Annotated in this window: 18 protein-coding genes and 1 pseudogene; 10 read left to right on the top strand and 9 right to left on the bottom strand. The window is 48.6% G+C overall.

Annotated features, from left to right (window positions below; all coding sequences use genetic code 11):
• Positions 1–167 precede the first annotated feature (167 nt).
• The 3 genes from ebsA to rbsK all read left to right on the top strand — a co-directional run bounded on the left by ebsA (position 168) and on the right by rbsK (position 2,684).
• On the top strand, positions 168–542 hold the full coding sequence (gene ebsA / locus NDI33_RS02935; protein WP_190415317.1) for a type IV pilus biogenesis protein EbsA: 375 nt from the start codon (positions 168–170) through the stop codon (positions 540–542).
• Positions 543–568: 26 nt separating this feature from the next.
• Positions 569–1,660, top strand: a complete 1,092-nt coding sequence (locus NDI33_RS02930; RefSeq protein WP_190415704.1) for a DRTGG domain-containing protein — start codon at positions 569–571, stop codon at positions 1,658–1,660.
• An 88-nt stretch (positions 1,661–1,748) separates the two neighbouring features.
• Positions 1,749–2,684 (top strand): ribokinase, encoded by a 936-nt coding sequence (gene rbsK, locus NDI33_RS02925; protein ID WP_190674129.1) that lies wholly within the window; start codon positions 1,749–1,751, stop codon positions 2,682–2,684.
• A gap of 235 nt (positions 2,685–2,919) precedes the next feature.
• Here rbsK and NDI33_RS02920 read toward each other — a convergent pair whose 3' ends face one another.
• Both NDI33_RS02920 and NDI33_RS02915 read right to left on the bottom strand, forming a co-directional pair.
• Positions 2,920–3,351 carry a nucleoside deaminase gene (locus NDI33_RS02920; RefSeq protein ID WP_190674127.1) on the bottom strand — a complete coding sequence of 144 codons (432 nt, stop codon included), beginning with the start codon at positions 3,349–3,351 and terminating at the stop codon, positions 2,920–2,922.
• A 141-nt stretch (positions 3,352–3,492) separates the two neighbouring features.
• Entirely contained in the window at positions 3,493–5,394 is a 1,902-nt protein-coding gene (locus NDI33_RS02915) for a S9 family peptidase (protein WP_190674123.1), read from the bottom strand.
• A 243-nt stretch (positions 5,395–5,637) separates the two neighbouring features.
• Here NDI33_RS02915 and NDI33_RS02910 point away from each other — a divergent pair, with 243 nt between their 5' ends.
• From NDI33_RS02910 to NDI33_RS02895, 4 genes are all read left to right on the top strand, one after another.
• Entirely contained in the window at positions 5,638–6,036 is a 399-nt protein-coding gene (locus NDI33_RS02910) for a DUF433 domain-containing protein (protein ID WP_190674120.1), read from the top strand.
• Entirely contained in the window at positions 6,029–6,382 is a 354-nt protein-coding gene (locus NDI33_RS02905) for a DUF5615 family PIN-like protein (RefSeq protein WP_190674117.1), read from the top strand. Before NDI33_RS02910 ends, NDI33_RS02905 begins: the two co-directional genes overlap by 8 nt.
• Before the next feature lie 151 nt (positions 6,383–6,533).
• Entirely contained in the window at positions 6,534–6,764 is a 231-nt protein-coding gene (locus NDI33_RS02900; RefSeq protein WP_190674115.1) for a CopG family transcriptional regulator, read from the top strand.
• Positions 6,751–7,110 carry a type II toxin-antitoxin system PemK/MazF family toxin gene (locus NDI33_RS02895; RefSeq protein WP_190537015.1) on the top strand — a complete coding sequence of 120 codons (360 nt, stop codon included), beginning with the start codon at positions 6,751–6,753 and terminating at the stop codon, positions 7,108–7,110. Before NDI33_RS02900 ends, NDI33_RS02895 begins: the two co-directional genes overlap by 14 nt.
• Before the next feature lie 79 nt (positions 7,111–7,189).
• Here the strand turns inward: NDI33_RS02895 and NDI33_RS02890 are convergent, their stop codons facing one another.
• Genes NDI33_RS02890 through NDI33_RS02870 form a run of 5 tightly spaced genes read right to left on the bottom strand, consistent with a single transcriptional unit; the run spans position 7,190 to position 8,858 of the window.
• Positions 7,190–7,642 (bottom strand): HNH endonuclease signature motif containing protein, encoded by a 453-nt coding sequence (locus tag NDI33_RS02890; RefSeq protein ID WP_190674111.1) that lies wholly within the window; start codon positions 7,640–7,642, stop codon positions 7,190–7,192.
• A gap of 2 nt (positions 7,643–7,644) precedes the next feature.
• Positions 7,645–7,923 (bottom strand): hypothetical protein, encoded by a 279-nt coding sequence (locus tag NDI33_RS02885; RefSeq protein ID WP_190674108.1) that lies wholly within the window; start codon positions 7,921–7,923, stop codon positions 7,645–7,647.
• A 51-nt stretch (positions 7,924–7,974) separates the two neighbouring features.
• Entirely contained in the window at positions 7,975–8,100 is a 126-nt protein-coding gene (locus tag NDI33_RS02880; RefSeq protein ID WP_277878794.1) for a hypothetical protein, read from the bottom strand.
• Between the two features lie 22 nt (positions 8,101–8,122).
• Positions 8,123–8,563, bottom strand: coding sequence for a PIN domain-containing protein (locus NDI33_RS02875; protein ID WP_190674105.1), 441 nt, complete (start codon positions 8,561–8,563; stop codon positions 8,123–8,125).
• Complete coding sequence (locus NDI33_RS02870) at positions 8,556–8,858, bottom strand: hypothetical protein (protein ID WP_199302350.1); 303 nt, start codon at positions 8,856–8,858, stop codon at positions 8,556–8,558. The genes NDI33_RS02875 and NDI33_RS02870 overlap by 8 nt, the downstream gene beginning before the upstream one ends.
• A gap of 58 nt (positions 8,859–8,916) precedes the next feature.
• Between NDI33_RS02870 and NDI33_RS02865 the strand changes: the two genes are divergently transcribed.
• The 3 genes from NDI33_RS02865 (at position 8,917) to NDI33_RS02855 (ending at position 11,961) form a co-directional block, all read left to right on the top strand.
• Positions 8,917–9,105, top strand: coding sequence for a hypothetical protein (locus NDI33_RS02865; RefSeq protein ID WP_348245613.1), 189 nt, complete (start codon positions 8,917–8,919; stop codon positions 9,103–9,105).
• Entirely contained in the window at positions 9,093–9,446 is a 354-nt protein-coding gene (locus NDI33_RS02860) for a 4a-hydroxytetrahydrobiopterin dehydratase (RefSeq protein WP_190415292.1), read from the top strand. The genes NDI33_RS02865 and NDI33_RS02860 overlap by 13 nt, the downstream gene beginning before the upstream one ends.
• 76 nt (positions 9,447–9,522) lie before the next feature.
• The gene (locus tag NDI33_RS02855; protein ID WP_190674100.1) at positions 9,523–11,961 is read left to right on the top strand and encodes a PAS domain-containing sensor histidine kinase; all 2,439 of its coding nucleotides are present in this window, start codon (positions 9,523–9,525) and stop codon (positions 11,959–11,961) included.
• Here the strand turns inward: NDI33_RS02855 and NDI33_RS02850 are convergent.
• Positions 11,961–12,206, bottom strand: a pseudogene (locus NDI33_RS02850) (EmrB/QacA family drug resistance transporter); the annotation flags it as partial. The gene NDI33_RS02855 and the pseudogene NDI33_RS02850 sit on opposite strands and share 1 nt — an antisense overlap.
• A 223-nt stretch (positions 12,207–12,429) precedes the next feature.
• A complete protein-coding gene (locus tag NDI33_RS02845; RefSeq protein WP_190674097.1) occupies positions 12,430–13,704 on the bottom strand; it encodes an MFS transporter in 1,275 nt (424 codons plus the stop codon).
• Positions 13,705–13,977 lie beyond the last annotated feature (273 nt).

The following is a 13,977-nucleotide window of genomic DNA, read 5'->3' as shown; positions in this document are numbered from 1 at the left end:
CCTGGGGAGGACGCGGGAACCTGTATATTAAGGTAGAATCACCATTAGCTCCACCGTCCAAGGCTAGAACTCTAAGCTATTGTGTTCCCAATCGGCTGTCAGAGCGCAGAAAATTAGGGACAACGCCCTACTGCCAGTCAGACGGAAATTGAGGAAGATTTAAGACAATGTCAATTGACCAACTTCAGCCTGCAAACCAAGGGGATGTCAGTGTCTACATGCCCTACTACCAGGGCAATAAGCGGAATATGTTGCCCTTGGCAATTAGCCTGTATCAAAAAGGGTCTTTAGAAGGGAATCGCAAAATAGAAGGCGGCGATAGCATTCCTTTTGTTGCCACCTGGTATGTGTCTAGGCTCCCATTGGATTTGACCCGTTGTCGGTTGCAGTTTGATGGAAATGCGGAACTGAGTTACGAAGTGATGATGGCAAATTCAGAGTTAGTCGATTTTTTAATCGACGTAATTATGAATTTCAAGCGCACTCGCACAATCGACTTTTCCCACGCGTTCTATCGTAAGCTGCTACGAGCAGATGGTTGAACACTGTAGAAATGAGGAGTGAGGGTGTGCCAAAAGCGGCTAAATATTTGCTTATCGGGTCAACAGAAGCTTACAGTGGCAAGTCAGCAACGATCTTGGGGATTGCCCATCAGCTGAAAGAAAAGGGGCTGGATATCGCCTATGGGAAACCGCTGGGCACCTGTTTAAGTGAATCGCAAACAGATGCGATGGAGGAGGATGTCCGGTTACTCGCTCAGGTATTGAAATTACCAGAAAACCGAATCAGACCGACTCTGCTGTCTCTGGATGAAGAGACGATTCAAAGACGCCTATCTGGAGAAGACCAGACGGATTACCGTCTGTCTCTGGAGCAGTATCGACGGGTGCCTGGTGCCCCAATGGTTTTATTAGAAGGGCCAGGAACTTTGGAAGAAGGCAGCTTATTTGACTTGTCTCTGGGACAGGTTGCTGAGGCGGTTGATGCGGCTGTTTTACTGGTGGCTCGTTTTCACTCGGTTCTATTGGTGGATGCGCTGTTGTCAGCCAAAAAGCGGCTGGGCGATCGCTTAACGGGTGTTTTGATAAACGATATTCCCGCAGCTAATCTGGAAGCCGCTGAGACGCTCGTACGACCTTTTCTAGAGCGGCAGGGGATTCCTGTGTTGGGAATGTTGCCAAGAAGCGAGTTGCTGCGGAGTGTCAGCGTTCGGGAACTGGTCAGCCAGTTGAAAGCAGAAGTTCTGTGCCGTCCAGATCGATTGGATTTAATGGTACAGAGCTTGACAATTGGCGCAATGAATGTAAATTCAGCGCTGAAGTATTTCCGCAAGGGAACGAACATGGCGGTGGTGACGGGAGGCGATCGCACGGATATCCAGCTAGCCGCCTTAGAAACTTCTACTCAGTGCCTGATCTTGACTGGACAATTGCCACCACAACATTTTATCCTCAGCCGCGCTGAAGATTTAGAGATTCCGATTTTGTCGGTTGACCTGGATACGCTGACGACTGTAGGAATTATTGACCGTGCCTTTGGTCAAGTGCGGCTCCACGAACCGATTAAGGTCGAGTGCGTTCGCCAGATGATGGCTGAAAACTTCGATATTGAGCGGTTAATGGCGACTTTGGGTTTAGAACCGGCGGTTACGGTGCAGTAAGCGAGTCCGAAGCGTGGTGAATGTTGAGTTCTGAGTTAGGAATCCCTTTCATTCAAAACTCAAAATTCAAAACTTTCAAGAGCGACCAATGACCAAAGTTATCGTCTTCGGCAGCATTAACATGGATCTCGTGGCGCGATCGCCCCGATTGCCAGTTGCTGGCGAAACGCTACGGGGTCATGACTTTTTTACGGCTGCGGGTGGAAAAGGGGCGAATCAAGCGGTAGCAGTGGCGCGGCTGGGGATTCCAACTCAGCTTGTGGGGCGTCTGGGTGCCGATAATTTTGGACGCGAACTCCTCACCAAGCTTCAGGCGTCTGGGGTCGAGACTGGGGCTGTTTTGGTGGATGAGGCGGCTCATTCTGGCGTCGCAGCGATCGCTGTGGGTGGGAGGGGAGAAAATCACATTATCATCGTCCCCGGTGCCAATGGGCGCGTGAACCAGGAGGATGTCGGACGCCTTAGCGATTTGTTACCCGGTGCTGCTGCATTGCTCCTTCAGTTCGAGATTCCGATGCCAGCCGTTGTAGCCGCGGCTAGGGCAGCCCGACAAGCCGGTGTCCAGGTGATTCTCGATCCCGCACCTGCTATCGAGATGGGAGATTTTGCGTCTGTTTTATATCCGTTGGTTGACATTATCACCCCCAACGAAATTGAGGCGGGGCAATTGGTGGGTTTTGCGGTGGATGGGCAAGAAACCGCTGCCAAAGCAGCCGCAGCTTTACGTCAACAGGGCGTCGGTACTGCAATTGTGAAACTAGGCGATCGGGGTGTCTTCTGTGCCACACCGGAGGAAACATTCTTCGTCCCCGCTTTTCCCGTTCAGACAGTTGATACTGTTGCGGCTGGGGATGCGTTTAATGGGGGATTGGCAGCAGCTTTGGCTTCTGGGCGTCCTCTCCGGGAGGCAGTGGTTTGGGGTGCTGCCGCTGGTGCGATTTCGGCAACCATTGCCGGTGCCCAACCCTCTCTGCCCGATAGAGAGACGTTCGACACATTTCTCAGAAACAGAGGGATTCTATAGTTGAGTGGAAAAAAGGAAGGATATTCAGTATATTTTTATGATTAATCCCGTATTTGATAACGATAATTCCGCCTTTTCAAGGTATATTTAAATAATAGAAATCCGTTTTCAATAAATATTGAAGCTTAGTTCTTCCTTATCAAGTTTATTATATCGAAAAAAACAAATAACTTCTAGAGGGTAAAACAAAAAGTTTTCCCTGATTATTTAAATTTAAAAGCTATTTTCTGGGAAATTACTTGCCAATATCCTCATTCCATAACTGGGGATTATTCTGGATGAAATCGCTCATCAACTGCTTGCAATCATCCAGGTTTAAATCAATCACTTCAACGCCATGAGATTCCATGAATTCCTTGGCACCAGAAAAAGTTGCAGATTCACCGGCGATGACTTTTTTAATCCCAAATTGGACAACAGCACCCGCACAGAGGTAACAAGGCATCAAGGTAGAATAAAGTGTTGTATCTTTGTAGCTGCCGATTCTGCCAGCATTGCGTAAGCAATCGATTTCTGCATGGGTAACAGGGTCGTTGTCTTGGACGCGCTTATTATGTCCTCTCCCGACAATTTGCCCATCTTTCACCAGAACTGAACCAATGGGAATTCCACCCTCACTGAGTCCCTGTTTAGCTTCGGCGATCGCATCTGTCATAAAGTCGTCCATAACAGTTTAATTGTCAACAATTTAGTTTGTTTTAGAATACTGCTTTTCTGTGCAAAAGGTTCGGTTTTCAACGCAAAGGTACGCGCAGAGGTACGCAAAGTTTAGACTTTCTTTGCGTACCTCTATTGGTAAGAATGGGGACTATGGATTTAGTACGCCGGAATGCCCGGGGATATCTCCTAGCGGTTCGCAGCGTCCACCTAAGTATTTAGAGAGAAACTCTTCTGCGATCGCGTAAAAGTGCAATCGGTTTTCGGGACGGGCGAAACCGTGTCCTTCGTCCGTGTAAAGGGCATATTCTACAGGTTTATTTGCCTTTTGCATCGCCTCGACGATTTGTTCGCTTTCCGCCTGCTTCACCCGTGGATCGTTAGCACCTTGGGCGATTAGCAGTGGTTTGGTAATCCGGTCAACGAAAAATAAGGGCGATCGCGACTTGAGAAATTCTTCTTCCGTCTCCAAGTTACCAACCCGATAATAGAAATTCGCCTTTAGCGGTTCCCAGTAGGGCGGGATACTTTGCATCAGCGTAATCAGGTTACTCGGACCCACGATATCTACACCGCAGGCAAAGACATCCGGCGTGAAAGTTAATCCGACTAGGGTTGCGTAACCGCCGTAAGAACCACCCATAATGGCAATCTTTTGCGGGTCGGAGATGCCTTGTTGCACCAACCAGTTGACGGCATCAATGAGATCGTCGTGCATTTTCGCCGCCCATTCCCGGTTGCCAGCGTTGACAAAGGCTTTGCCGTAGCCGGTGGAACCCCGGAAATTCACTTGCAGCACCGCGTAACCCCGGTTTGCCAGCCACTGCGCTTGCGGGTCGTAACCCCACGTATCTCGCGCCCAAGGGCCACCGTGAACCAGCAATACGGTTGGTAAATTCTGTGCGGTTATTCCTACAGGTGTTGTCAGGTAGCCGTGAATCGTCAAGCCGTCTTGGGCTTGGTAGGAAATCGGTTGCATGGATGCCAGCGACAACCCTTCTAGTGTGGGTTTGTTGCTGAACAGGAGGGTGCTGGTCTTGGAATCTCGATTATAGGCGTAGTAGTAGACCGGGCCGTCATCGGTGAGGAAAGCGACTAGCCAATTTTTGTCGGCAAGGTCACGGGAGGAAATGCCGAACTCTCCGGGACGAATTTGGGCGATCGCTTCAAAATCTGCGGCGATACTTTGGTCAAGTACCTGCCATTCTTGTTTCTCTTTGTAGAAAGAAACTGCCTGGATCACTCGTGTAATCGGGTGAATGACGATGCCGCCTAGATCGTATTGCGGATCTTCGGCAATTACGGTTTCTTCGCGAGTAGTGACATCGAAAGCAATCAGGCGGCTAGCGTTGGCATCGTGACTGCCGCTGATATAAAGGGTTTTGCCATCTTCCGAGAAGCTGACAGCACCGCCTTCATCATCTGGCCCCCAGTGACGCAGCGGTTCCCAATCGCCTTGGGTTGTTTCCCGGAATAATAGATCGGAACCCCCATCAGGAGTTGCAGCGGTGGCGGCACGTACCTGGAATTGGGCGTCCACTGTCCAGCTAACTACATTGCCTGGGTTTTCAGCGTATAAGTCAACCGCACCGTTCGACAGGTTGATGCGGTAAACGTCAAACTTTTGCAAGTCCTTCAAGTTCATCCCCACCAGCACTTGATCGGGAAACTTGGGGTCAAGATCCACTGGCTGTGCTTTTACCCCTTGGAATGGCGTTAAGTCGCGGACAATATTGGAGTGAATATTGACCGAATAGAGGTGAAAGTTTTCGTCGCCATCTGAGTCTTGCATATACATCAGCTGGTCGGCGTTATAAGTCCACAAGAAAATCCGGATGCCGCGCTTCTTATCTGCGGTTAGTTGGCGGTCGTCTTCCTGTCCGACTGTCCGCAACCACACCTGCAAGACGTTCTTTTCGTCGGGGGCGATGTACGCCAGATACTTACCATCCGGTGAAAGTCGCGGACTGGTACGTTCTGGGTTGCCGAAAAGAACCTCGCGGGGAATCAGCGGCGGTAGTTGGGTTGCCGATCGCTCAATAGTTGATTGCATTTTTACCTCTTACTACTCGATCTCCTTATTCTTACTTTGCTCATAGAACTCGCGAATCCCCCAGTATGGTTAACCGACCATCTGCGATCGCTACCTTACTAATTGCTTTTCACAAACCGCGATCGCGCTCTTTAGATAAAAATTAGGATTCCTAAGCAGGTGTCTTAACGATGCTTGTTAATTCGATTGAGTATCATACGATGTAATATACGATGTGCTTGTTGTTGGCATGAGGAAAAATCAATGGCACGTTATTCCTTGAACTTACCGACTCAGTTAAAGCAAGATGCTGAAAAATATGCAGCTTCCCAAGGTGTTTCGCTAAATCAATTCATTTTGTGGGCTGTGGCAGAGAAGGTAGGGGCGCTAAGCCAGCAACTCGACGATCCGGCATTTCCTGAGATTACATACCGTCGCGGCGCTAGCGGTCAGCCGATGCCTGTTCTGCGCGGGAGTGGATTGCGCGTACAGACAGTCGTAGTTGCTGCGAAACAATGGGGTCTATCCCCGAAGGAAATTGCTGCTGAGTATGGGTTGAGTGAGGCTCAGGTAAAGCAGGCTCTAGCTTTCTTTGGAGCGCACGCGGCGGAAATAGAGATGGCGATCGCATCTGAAGAAACTCTTGAAGTGGCAAATGTCTAAACCGCTGTTGCACCTTGATGCCGATACATCTATTAAAGCCCTACATCAAGCCTTAATTTCTCGCGGTCACGATGTCACCCGAACACCAACTGATTGGATGCCTTTAGATGCCAGCGATGAGGCTCAGTTATTAGGGGCTACGGCACAAGGACGGTGTATCTTTACCTTTAACATCCGCGATTTTTTGATTTTAGCCGAATACCCCCAGCATGGCGGCATTATCCTGGCGGCTCAAAGCAGTTGGACACTCTCGGATTTAATTGCTGCTCTAGATCGCCTGCTGTCTGAGACACAAGCATCGGAGTGGATCGGGCAAGTACGCTGGCTGAACCAGTGGCGAACATAAGCGATAGCTTGCGCTGACTTGTCAGTTCGCGCTTTGTATTCACGAAGAGTGCGATTTACTGGATTTAATTTGTTCGCTGCACACACGATGCCTGAAATGAACTGGGAAAATGTTGAGTATGATGAAATTACCATACCCAGGAGTCATACAGATGCAGAAAGTCACAATCTCTTTAGAAGATGACATCCTGCGATTTGTAGATCGGCAGGCAAAAGGCAACCGCAGCGCCTATATTAATGATCTGCTAGCAGAACACCGCCGCCGTATTTTGGAGGCACAAATGATTACCGCCCTCCAACAGGATGCTAAAGATCCAGAGTACCAAGCTGAAATTGCAGCTTGGGATAGTGTCGCTGGGGATGGCATGAATGCCAGCGAGTAATTTAACTTATCGGCGGGGAGAGATTCGTTGGGTGACGCTCGATCCAACCGTAGGGGCTGAGGCGCAAAAAACCCGCGCTTGCTTGATTGTGCAAAATGACATTATGAACCAATATGGGCTTCTGACAATTGTGATGCCGTTTCGACCGGGAAAGAAGGAAGCCCCCTACGTTGTAAATGTCAAAGCAACACCCTCCAATGGATTAGACCAAGACCGTTTTATTGATGTCGGGCAAATTCGTGCTGTCGATCATCGTCGCGTTTTGGGTTTAGTGGGTGTGCTGAAGGAAGAATATTGGGAACAGATTCGCTTTAGTTTAAATGTGGTTTTGGGGTTTGCGATCTAAAGGTATCAAGGAATTAGAGAAAAAATTAAAATCAAGCGATCGTGCTTTCGTATGTGGAGAATGCGATCGCGTTTATCATTTACTCGGCTTGCTGAATTGGATCGCCTATTGGTGGATGCCGCCCGATTGCTCGATCGGCGGCACGAATATTTACAACCCATTCGCGATTTAATCCTAATGCAACGACTGTAGCCCTACCAGTGGATGTTATACCAACGATTGAGAGTACATCACCAGACCAAATGAAATGCTCCTTCCAGATATCTTGTCTGGGGTTAAACAGTAGAACTTGTGCATCAAACTGAGGATCTATCGCTGTTATTTTATCGGCTTTTCTTCGATTGCAATGAAAACAAGCTAAAGCCAAGTTTTCGATAGTATCTGCTCCGCCTTGAGCAATTGGAATTACATGATCTACTGTAAATTGCACGTATTGCCATTGTTCTGATGCGTGACAATATTCGCACAAACTTCTGGCTTGCTGACGTACCTGCTGCCGAACAACTTCGCTTATCTTACGATGAGGAGGCAACTTTATAGATTTCCTTGATTTTGAGATAGGAAAAGATTCCGAACAGTGCGATTAAGAAAACTCAGATAATCATCAATTTCTTCGTAGCTATCAAGTTCTTGTTCTTCTGCTGTATTAAGAGGGGAATCTTGTTGTTTGGATAATAACTCTTCTATTCGAGTTTGCACAAAACTTGAAGCCCGAAAAATAGGTACTCCTTCTTCCAGTTCGATTCGGACAGCACCTTCTACTGGCAGGCTATTGGGTAGGCTACGAAGTTGTGGAGGAAGAGGTATTGTCATTTGGATTCAAAAACACTTTGATGGTTTGATTATAGCTAGCGGTAAGCTTTGTTAATTGGAGGCGAGGCTGAGAGATGCGATCGCTCGCGTTTCTTCTGCTGGGGAGAATACGATCGCGCTTGTTGTGTTGGGAAGAATGCGATCGCGCTTGTTGTGTTGGGAAGAATGCGATCGCATCCTTGCGCCTATAAGAGAGAGTTTACTGTAAACCCCTTTCTACAATTGCGCGAATTTCTCGGATGAAATCGGCGGGAGTCTGAATAATCAGCCTACTCTGTACAGCGACTTCCTGGGTAAAATCTTTCGTGTTTAAACTCAACAGACGATCAACATTTGCCACTACAGCAGCAGCCAAAATTGGTGCATCTTTTGCTTCGATAATAGCTGTCCATTGAGCCGATTCTTGTAAGGGTGGGTTAGGTCGAATTTCAGGAGCGATAGCAGTCAGAAGTTGTGCAAAAATTGGTTGGGCAGCGGGTAATTTTTTGCGAAGGTTGCGCTCGCACTCATCTAATACTTGCTGGGAGATGACCAGCTTAAATAAGCCTATTTCAGCCATTGTTAGTACAGCACGGCTGGCTCCACTGCGAGACCCTGCTCCAGCAATTAAAATACTTGAGTCAGCAAAGACTCTACGCATCTTGTTGCTTTTGCCAGATTGCTTCCCGTTCTGCGTGTATTCCTTCTAGCAATTCAGTCAAGCCTACGCCTTCATCTTCCATGAGGGCTATGATTTTATCGGCTAGTTGGGGAACTTGGGGCTGTTTGGGGGTAAGCAAGACTATATTGCCTACTTGCAACAGCGTCAGCATATCTCCTTCGGTTAAGTTGAGCTTATCTTGCACCAGCTGGGGAACGGTAATTTCCCCCCCTTCCCGCAAACGAATCGGAAATTCTCTGATCTCTACGTCCGTGTCTTGTGAACTTGGTGTCACGGTTTTAACCTGTAATGGGTATCAGATTTTCTTATTTTACAAGTGCTGGCTGGAGGAGATGCGATCGCGTTTTGCTGTGGAGGTGGAAGAGTGCGATCGCGTCGTTCCTCTCCCTGCAACCCAGGCGCGATCGCTCCCACCCATCCTTCCCATGCAAAATCCGCATTACGGCAGACGTGGGAAAAACAACACTTGGGTAAAATCGGACAACTTAAGTGCCGAAAATAGGGAAATATGGCAAATCTGACACAAGAAAAGTGTATTGCCTGTCATAAGGATGCGCCACGCGTCACTGAGGCGGATATCGCAGAACTGAAACCAGAGATTCCAGATTGGAACATTGTGGAAGAGGAGGGAGAATCGCGGCTCAAGCGCACCTACAAGTTTGCAGATTTTCAGACGGCGCTAGCTTTCACTAATAAAGTCGGCGAAGCAGCGGAAGCGGAAGGGCATCACCCGGCTTTGCTGACGGAGTGGGGTAAGGTGACGGTGAGCTGGTGGACTCACGCGATTTCTGGTTTGCACCGGAACGATTTTATAATGGCGGCAAAGACAGATCGGATTGCCCCGGAATTTACTCAAAAGTAAGCTGCTGAAACGTTTGGAGCCTGGGCAAACAGTCGGGAATCTAGATCGATGGTCATACTGAGAAGAAGACTTGAGGATGAGTGAGACGGAGTTAGAAGCGGCACAGCGAGACGCTGAGGCATCAACAACAGCGCTAGCTGTTAGCATTAGCGAAGCGGCTGAGCAGGAAGTAGCGGCACGAAGTGCAGCAGAGGCACATCGGCGCTTTGTCGAGCTAGTGCAGGGACTGGATGCGATTGTCTGGGAAATGGATGCTGTGACGTGGAAATTCACGTTTGTTAGCGATCGCGCTCAAGATATTCTCGGCTATCCGATCAGTCAGTGGTTAAATGAGCCGACGTTCTGGCAGGATTGCTTGCTGCATCCGGAAGACCGCGACTGGTGCGTTAATTTTTGCGTGAGTGCAACCAATCAAGCAAAAGACCACGAATTTCAGTATCGAGCGATCGCATCGGATGGTCGCGTCGTCTGGCTCAAAGATGTGGTGCGTGTGGTCTGCGATGAACAAGGTTGCCCCAAGTTGCTGCGCGGCGTGATGGTCGATATCACCAAGGAGAAGGAAGCTGAGGAAAAAACTCAGCTTCTATTGCGCGAACAGGCAGCACGAATCGAGGTGGAAACGGTGCAAGAAGCACTCCGCAAGAGTGAAGAACGCTACCGTTCGCTTGTGGAAGCCACAGCTCAAATTATCTGGGACACCAAAGCTGAGGGAGAATTTGTCACTCCACAGCCGGGTTGGAGTGCGTTTACCGGGCAATCCTACGAACAGCTAAAAGGCTGGGGGTGGCTCAATGCCGTTCACCCAGATGACCAAGCGCATACCGTGCAAGAGTGGTCGAATGCGGTTGCCAATGGCACCCTTTACCAAATCGAGCATCGTCTGCGGCGTTCCGACGGTATTTATAAATATATGAGCGTGCGCGCCGTCCCCGTATTTGAAGCGGACGGCAGCATTCGGGAATGGATTGGCGTTCACACCGATATTAGCGATCGCAAAAGTGCCGAGGAAGCCCTGAAACAGAGCGAACACCGCTATGCCCAGATTCTCGATTCCGTGCAGGATATGGTGTTTTGTAAGGCTCCTGGCTCAGTTGTGGTGTATGCCAACAAAGCTGCCTGCGAATATTATGGAATGACTCTTGAGCAGCTTCACGGCATCACGGATGTCCCCTACAATCAACTCGATTACACTCAGCAGTACCTGCAAGACGACCTGCAAGTCTTCACAACAGGTCAGCCAATCGAGGTTCTGGAAGAGCCGAATGTCCGCGCTGACGGCGAAACTCGCTTCTTCCACACGATTAAATCCCCAATTTTCGATACCAATGGCAACGTTGTGGAGATTGTAGGGGTTTCTCGCGACATCAGCGAACGCAAGCAAGAGCGGGAGATTCGCGATCGCGCTTTAGCCGAAGCCCAAGCAGCCCGTGCTGAACTACAGCGAGTCTTCATGCAAGCACCGGCGGCAATTGCCATCACCCGTGGCTCGAACCATGTCACGGAAACAGTGAACCCACTGTATATGCAGATTGTGGAAAAGCGGGATATCGTTGGTAAACCCGTGCGCGAGGCGTTCTGGGACTTGCAAGGGCAAGGCTTTTTCGAGTTGTTAGACCAGGTTTATACCAGTGGCGAACCTTTTGTCGGCAATGAGATGCGGGCGATGTTCGACCGCAACAGCGATGGCATTCTAGAAGAGAGTTTTTGGAATTTCGTCTACCAACCCTTAGTAGATGCCAATGGTAAAGTCAACGGCATTATGACGCACGCCGTGGAAGTGACCGAACAAGTGCGATCGCGTCAGGAAATTGAGAAGAAGGCGGAAGAACTGGTTCAAATGACCCAAGCACTAGAGCGCAGTAACCGGGATTTAGACCAATTTGCTTACATTGCATCTCATGACTTGAAAGCACCTTTAAGAGCGATCGCTACGCTTTCAGAATGGATTGAAGAAGACCTCGCAGATAAACTGACTGAAGACTCCCGCGAACATCTGAATTTATTGCGGGGACGAGTTCACCGTATGGAAGCTTTAATTAACGGCATTCTGCAATATTCGCGGGCGGGTAGGGTACAACAACAGATAGAGGCAGTGAATGTGTCCTCCTTGCTGTCGGAAGTCATCGAACTGCTCGATCCACCGCCGGAAGTCGCGATTGTTGTACCAAATATGCCGACGTTGCAAACCGAACGGGTGCCCCTACAGCAGGTGTTTATGAACTTGATCGGCAACGCCATCAAGTACGCAAATCGCTCGGATATGTGCATTCAGGTTGGTGTTCGGGAACTGGGAACATACTACGAGTTCTCAGTCGCTGATAACGGGCAGGGAATCGAACCCAAATACCATCAGAAGATTTGGGGCATCTTCCAAAGACTGGAAGCGAGGGACAAAGTTGAAGGAACAGGCATCGGTCTGTCGGTGGTTAAGAAAATCGTCGAAAGTCGCGGTGGACGGGTGTGGGTAGAGTCCGCAGCAGGCGCTGGAGCAACGTTCCGATTCACTTGGAGGTAATTGAAAGCCATCACATAAGCTTGGCGGCGGACAGTATTGGTAATCGTAGCGATCGCTTGATTTTGAGCGGTACTCAGATCGGCACCGCGACTGACAAAAAACTGAGTCCGCTGTTCCAGTCGCTGCTGCGTTGCCGGGTTATAGAGCGAAAACGCCTCCCCTAAACGATTTGAGTGAAATTGTTCTCGCTGGGTGACTAAGGTAGCGATCGCGGCAATCCCAATCGAACCGCCGAGATTTCGCACCTTGCACAAGATGGTTCCAAAAACGCCAATCCAGTTTTTTAGGGATACTTGATTGGATTGAAGACTCGACAAGGCAGATCGGGCGAGAGGTGCATGACGTTGTTCCAACGAACTGCATCAGGTTCAGCCACTGGGTTCCTTCAGTTTTGTTTCTTTCTTTCGTGTACTAAGCGCTAACGCGCAGGCTACGCCAACGCGCCTTCGCAGTTCAATAACACTCTTTTTAAGAACGCTGGGGAAGAATACCAATTTTTGTATAAATGGGGCGAACCAAGCGTCTTATGCCAGGTAGCTGTTTTGTAAATACGAAAGAACCCAGAATACAAAAGATTCCCCCAATCATTAACGTATTGGGCGCACCGATTTGACTTGCTAAAGAACCCGCAAACAAATTTCCTAAGGGAACGACGCCAAAAAATGCCATTGTGTAGATGCTCATTACCCTACCACGCTTATCATCCTCGACAATGGTTTGGAGAACTGTATTACTAGATGTGAATTGCAAAGTAAAACTCAAGCCAACTACTAACATCATTAGTAAAGAAAGTCCCAGCACGCGAGACAAAGAAAAACCAATCAATCCCATCCCCATGAAAGCCGGAGAATAAGCAATCAATCTGCCCAAGCCTAAAACATTTTTCCGCGTACTTAAATGAACTGCACCAATTAACGCTCCTACTCCCGCCGCCGCCATCAGAAAGCCCAGGGTTTCAGCATTCCCATGAAGAATTTGCGTGGCAAATATTGGTGTGAGAACGGTATATTGCATTCCCATAAAACTAACTAACGCTAGCAGCAAGATGATAGAACGAATTGGTGGAAAGCCAAAGGTATACACAAATCCTTCTTTCAATCTTTGCCAAGGATGATCGTGAGAGACTGCTATTTTACTGGGCTTTACCTTCATTGCTAATAAAGCAGTAATGACGGCAATATAGCTGAGACCATCAATTAAAAAACAGTAACCTGCTCCAACTGAGGCAACAAGCAACCCTCCAATGGCAGGACCAATCAATCGCGCCCCATTAAACATGGAAGAATTCAGCGCGATCGCATTGGCTAAATCATCTTTTCTTTCGATAATTTCTGGGACAAAAGCCTGACGAGCCGGGGCGTCAAAGGCATTAATAATTCCTTGGAATATACTCAAAACAATCAGATGCCAGACTTGGACGATTCCGGTTAGGGCTACAAAAGCTAGCGCCAACGACTGGAGCATGGCGAGGCTTTGAGTAAGGACTAAGAGCCGATGACGAGAGACTCGATCGACTACAACCCCACCAAATGGAGTCAGTATAAAACTGGGAAATTGTCCTGAAAATCCAACTATACCCAGTAATAAGGCTGAATTCGTGAGACTATAAACTAGCCAAATCGTGGCGATTTGCGTCATCCAAGTTCCAACGAGTGAAAGCCCCTGACCGGCAAAAAATAACTGATAATTTCTTGATCTCAATGCCGGTAAAACTGGCATGAACTTGATGGCGTTTTTCTTCATAATTTCTTGGTTTTCAGCGAATGCTTAAATAGCGGACAAGTTAGTTATTTCTTAGCAGGGAAGACCCAGCCAGGGTTTAAATTGGGGGTAAATTGGGGGTGTCCCTCTGCGGGCGGAAGCCGTGTGGCTTCCTGGGTTTCAACATCAGTATCAGGGGTTGCTTGTAGTTCTGATTACCTATCTACTGTCTGTTGATTTATTGCTACTGGAACAGCACATCCTCTAGAGAGGCATCTGTCCTTGGTTCAGTTTGTTGTTATCAATTTTTAGCTG

The organism is Trichocoleus sp. DQ-A1, from assembly GCF_039961955.1.
Classification (GTDB): Bacteria; Cyanobacteriota; Cyanobacteriia; order Cyanobacteriales; family FACHB-T130; genus FACHB-T130.
This window is presented reverse-complemented; position numbering and strand designations above follow the sequence as displayed.

Excerpts from the sequence above, each read along its gene's own strand:
- ebsA (WP_190415317.1), top strand. The coding sequence starts at position 168 with ATGTCAATTGACCAACTTCAGCCTGCAAACCAAGGGGATGTCAGTGTC.
- rbsK (WP_190674129.1), top strand. The coding sequence starts at position 1,749 with ATGACCAAAGTTATCGTCTTCGGCAGCATTAACATGGATCTCGTGGCG.
- NDI33_RS02920 (WP_190674127.1), bottom strand. The coding sequence starts at position 3,351 with ATGGACGACTTTATGACAGATGCGATCGCCGAAGCTAAACAGGGACTC.
- NDI33_RS02915 (WP_190674123.1), bottom strand. The coding sequence starts at position 5,394 with ATGCAATCAACTATTGAGCGATCGGCAACCCAACTACCGCCGCTGATT.
- NDI33_RS02910 (WP_190674120.1), top strand. The coding sequence starts at position 5,638 with ATGGCACGTTATTCCTTGAACTTACCGACTCAGTTAAAGCAAGATGCT.
- NDI33_RS02905 (WP_190674117.1), top strand. The coding sequence starts at position 6,029 with ATGTCTAAACCGCTGTTGCACCTTGATGCCGATACATCTATTAAAGCC.
- NDI33_RS02900 (WP_190674115.1), top strand. The coding sequence starts at position 6,534 with ATGCAGAAAGTCACAATCTCTTTAGAAGATGACATCCTGCGATTTGTA.
- NDI33_RS02895 (WP_190537015.1), top strand. The coding sequence starts at position 6,751 with ATGCCAGCGAGTAATTTAACTTATCGGCGGGGAGAGATTCGTTGGGTG.
- NDI33_RS02885 (WP_190674108.1), bottom strand. The coding sequence starts at position 7,923 with ATGACAATACCTCTTCCTCCACAACTTCGTAGCCTACCCAATAGCCTG.
- NDI33_RS02880 (WP_277878794.1), bottom strand. The coding sequence starts at position 8,100 with ATGCGATCGCATTCTTCCCAACACAACAAGCGCGATCGCATTCTTCCC.
- NDI33_RS02875 (WP_190674105.1), bottom strand. The coding sequence starts at position 8,563 with ATGCGTAGAGTCTTTGCTGACTCAAGTATTTTAATTGCTGGAGCAGGG.
- NDI33_RS02865 (WP_348245613.1), top strand. The coding sequence starts at position 8,917 with ATGCGATCGCGTTTTGCTGTGGAGGTGGAAGAGTGCGATCGCGTCGTT.
- NDI33_RS02860 (WP_190415292.1), top strand. The coding sequence starts at position 9,093 with ATGGCAAATCTGACACAAGAAAAGTGTATTGCCTGTCATAAGGATGCG.
- NDI33_RS02855 (WP_190674100.1), top strand. The coding sequence starts at position 9,523 with ATGAGTGAGACGGAGTTAGAAGCGGCACAGCGAGACGCTGAGGCATCA.
- NDI33_RS02845 (WP_190674097.1), bottom strand. The coding sequence starts at position 13,704 with ATGAAGAAAAACGCCATCAAGTTCATGCCAGTTTTACCGGCATTGAGA.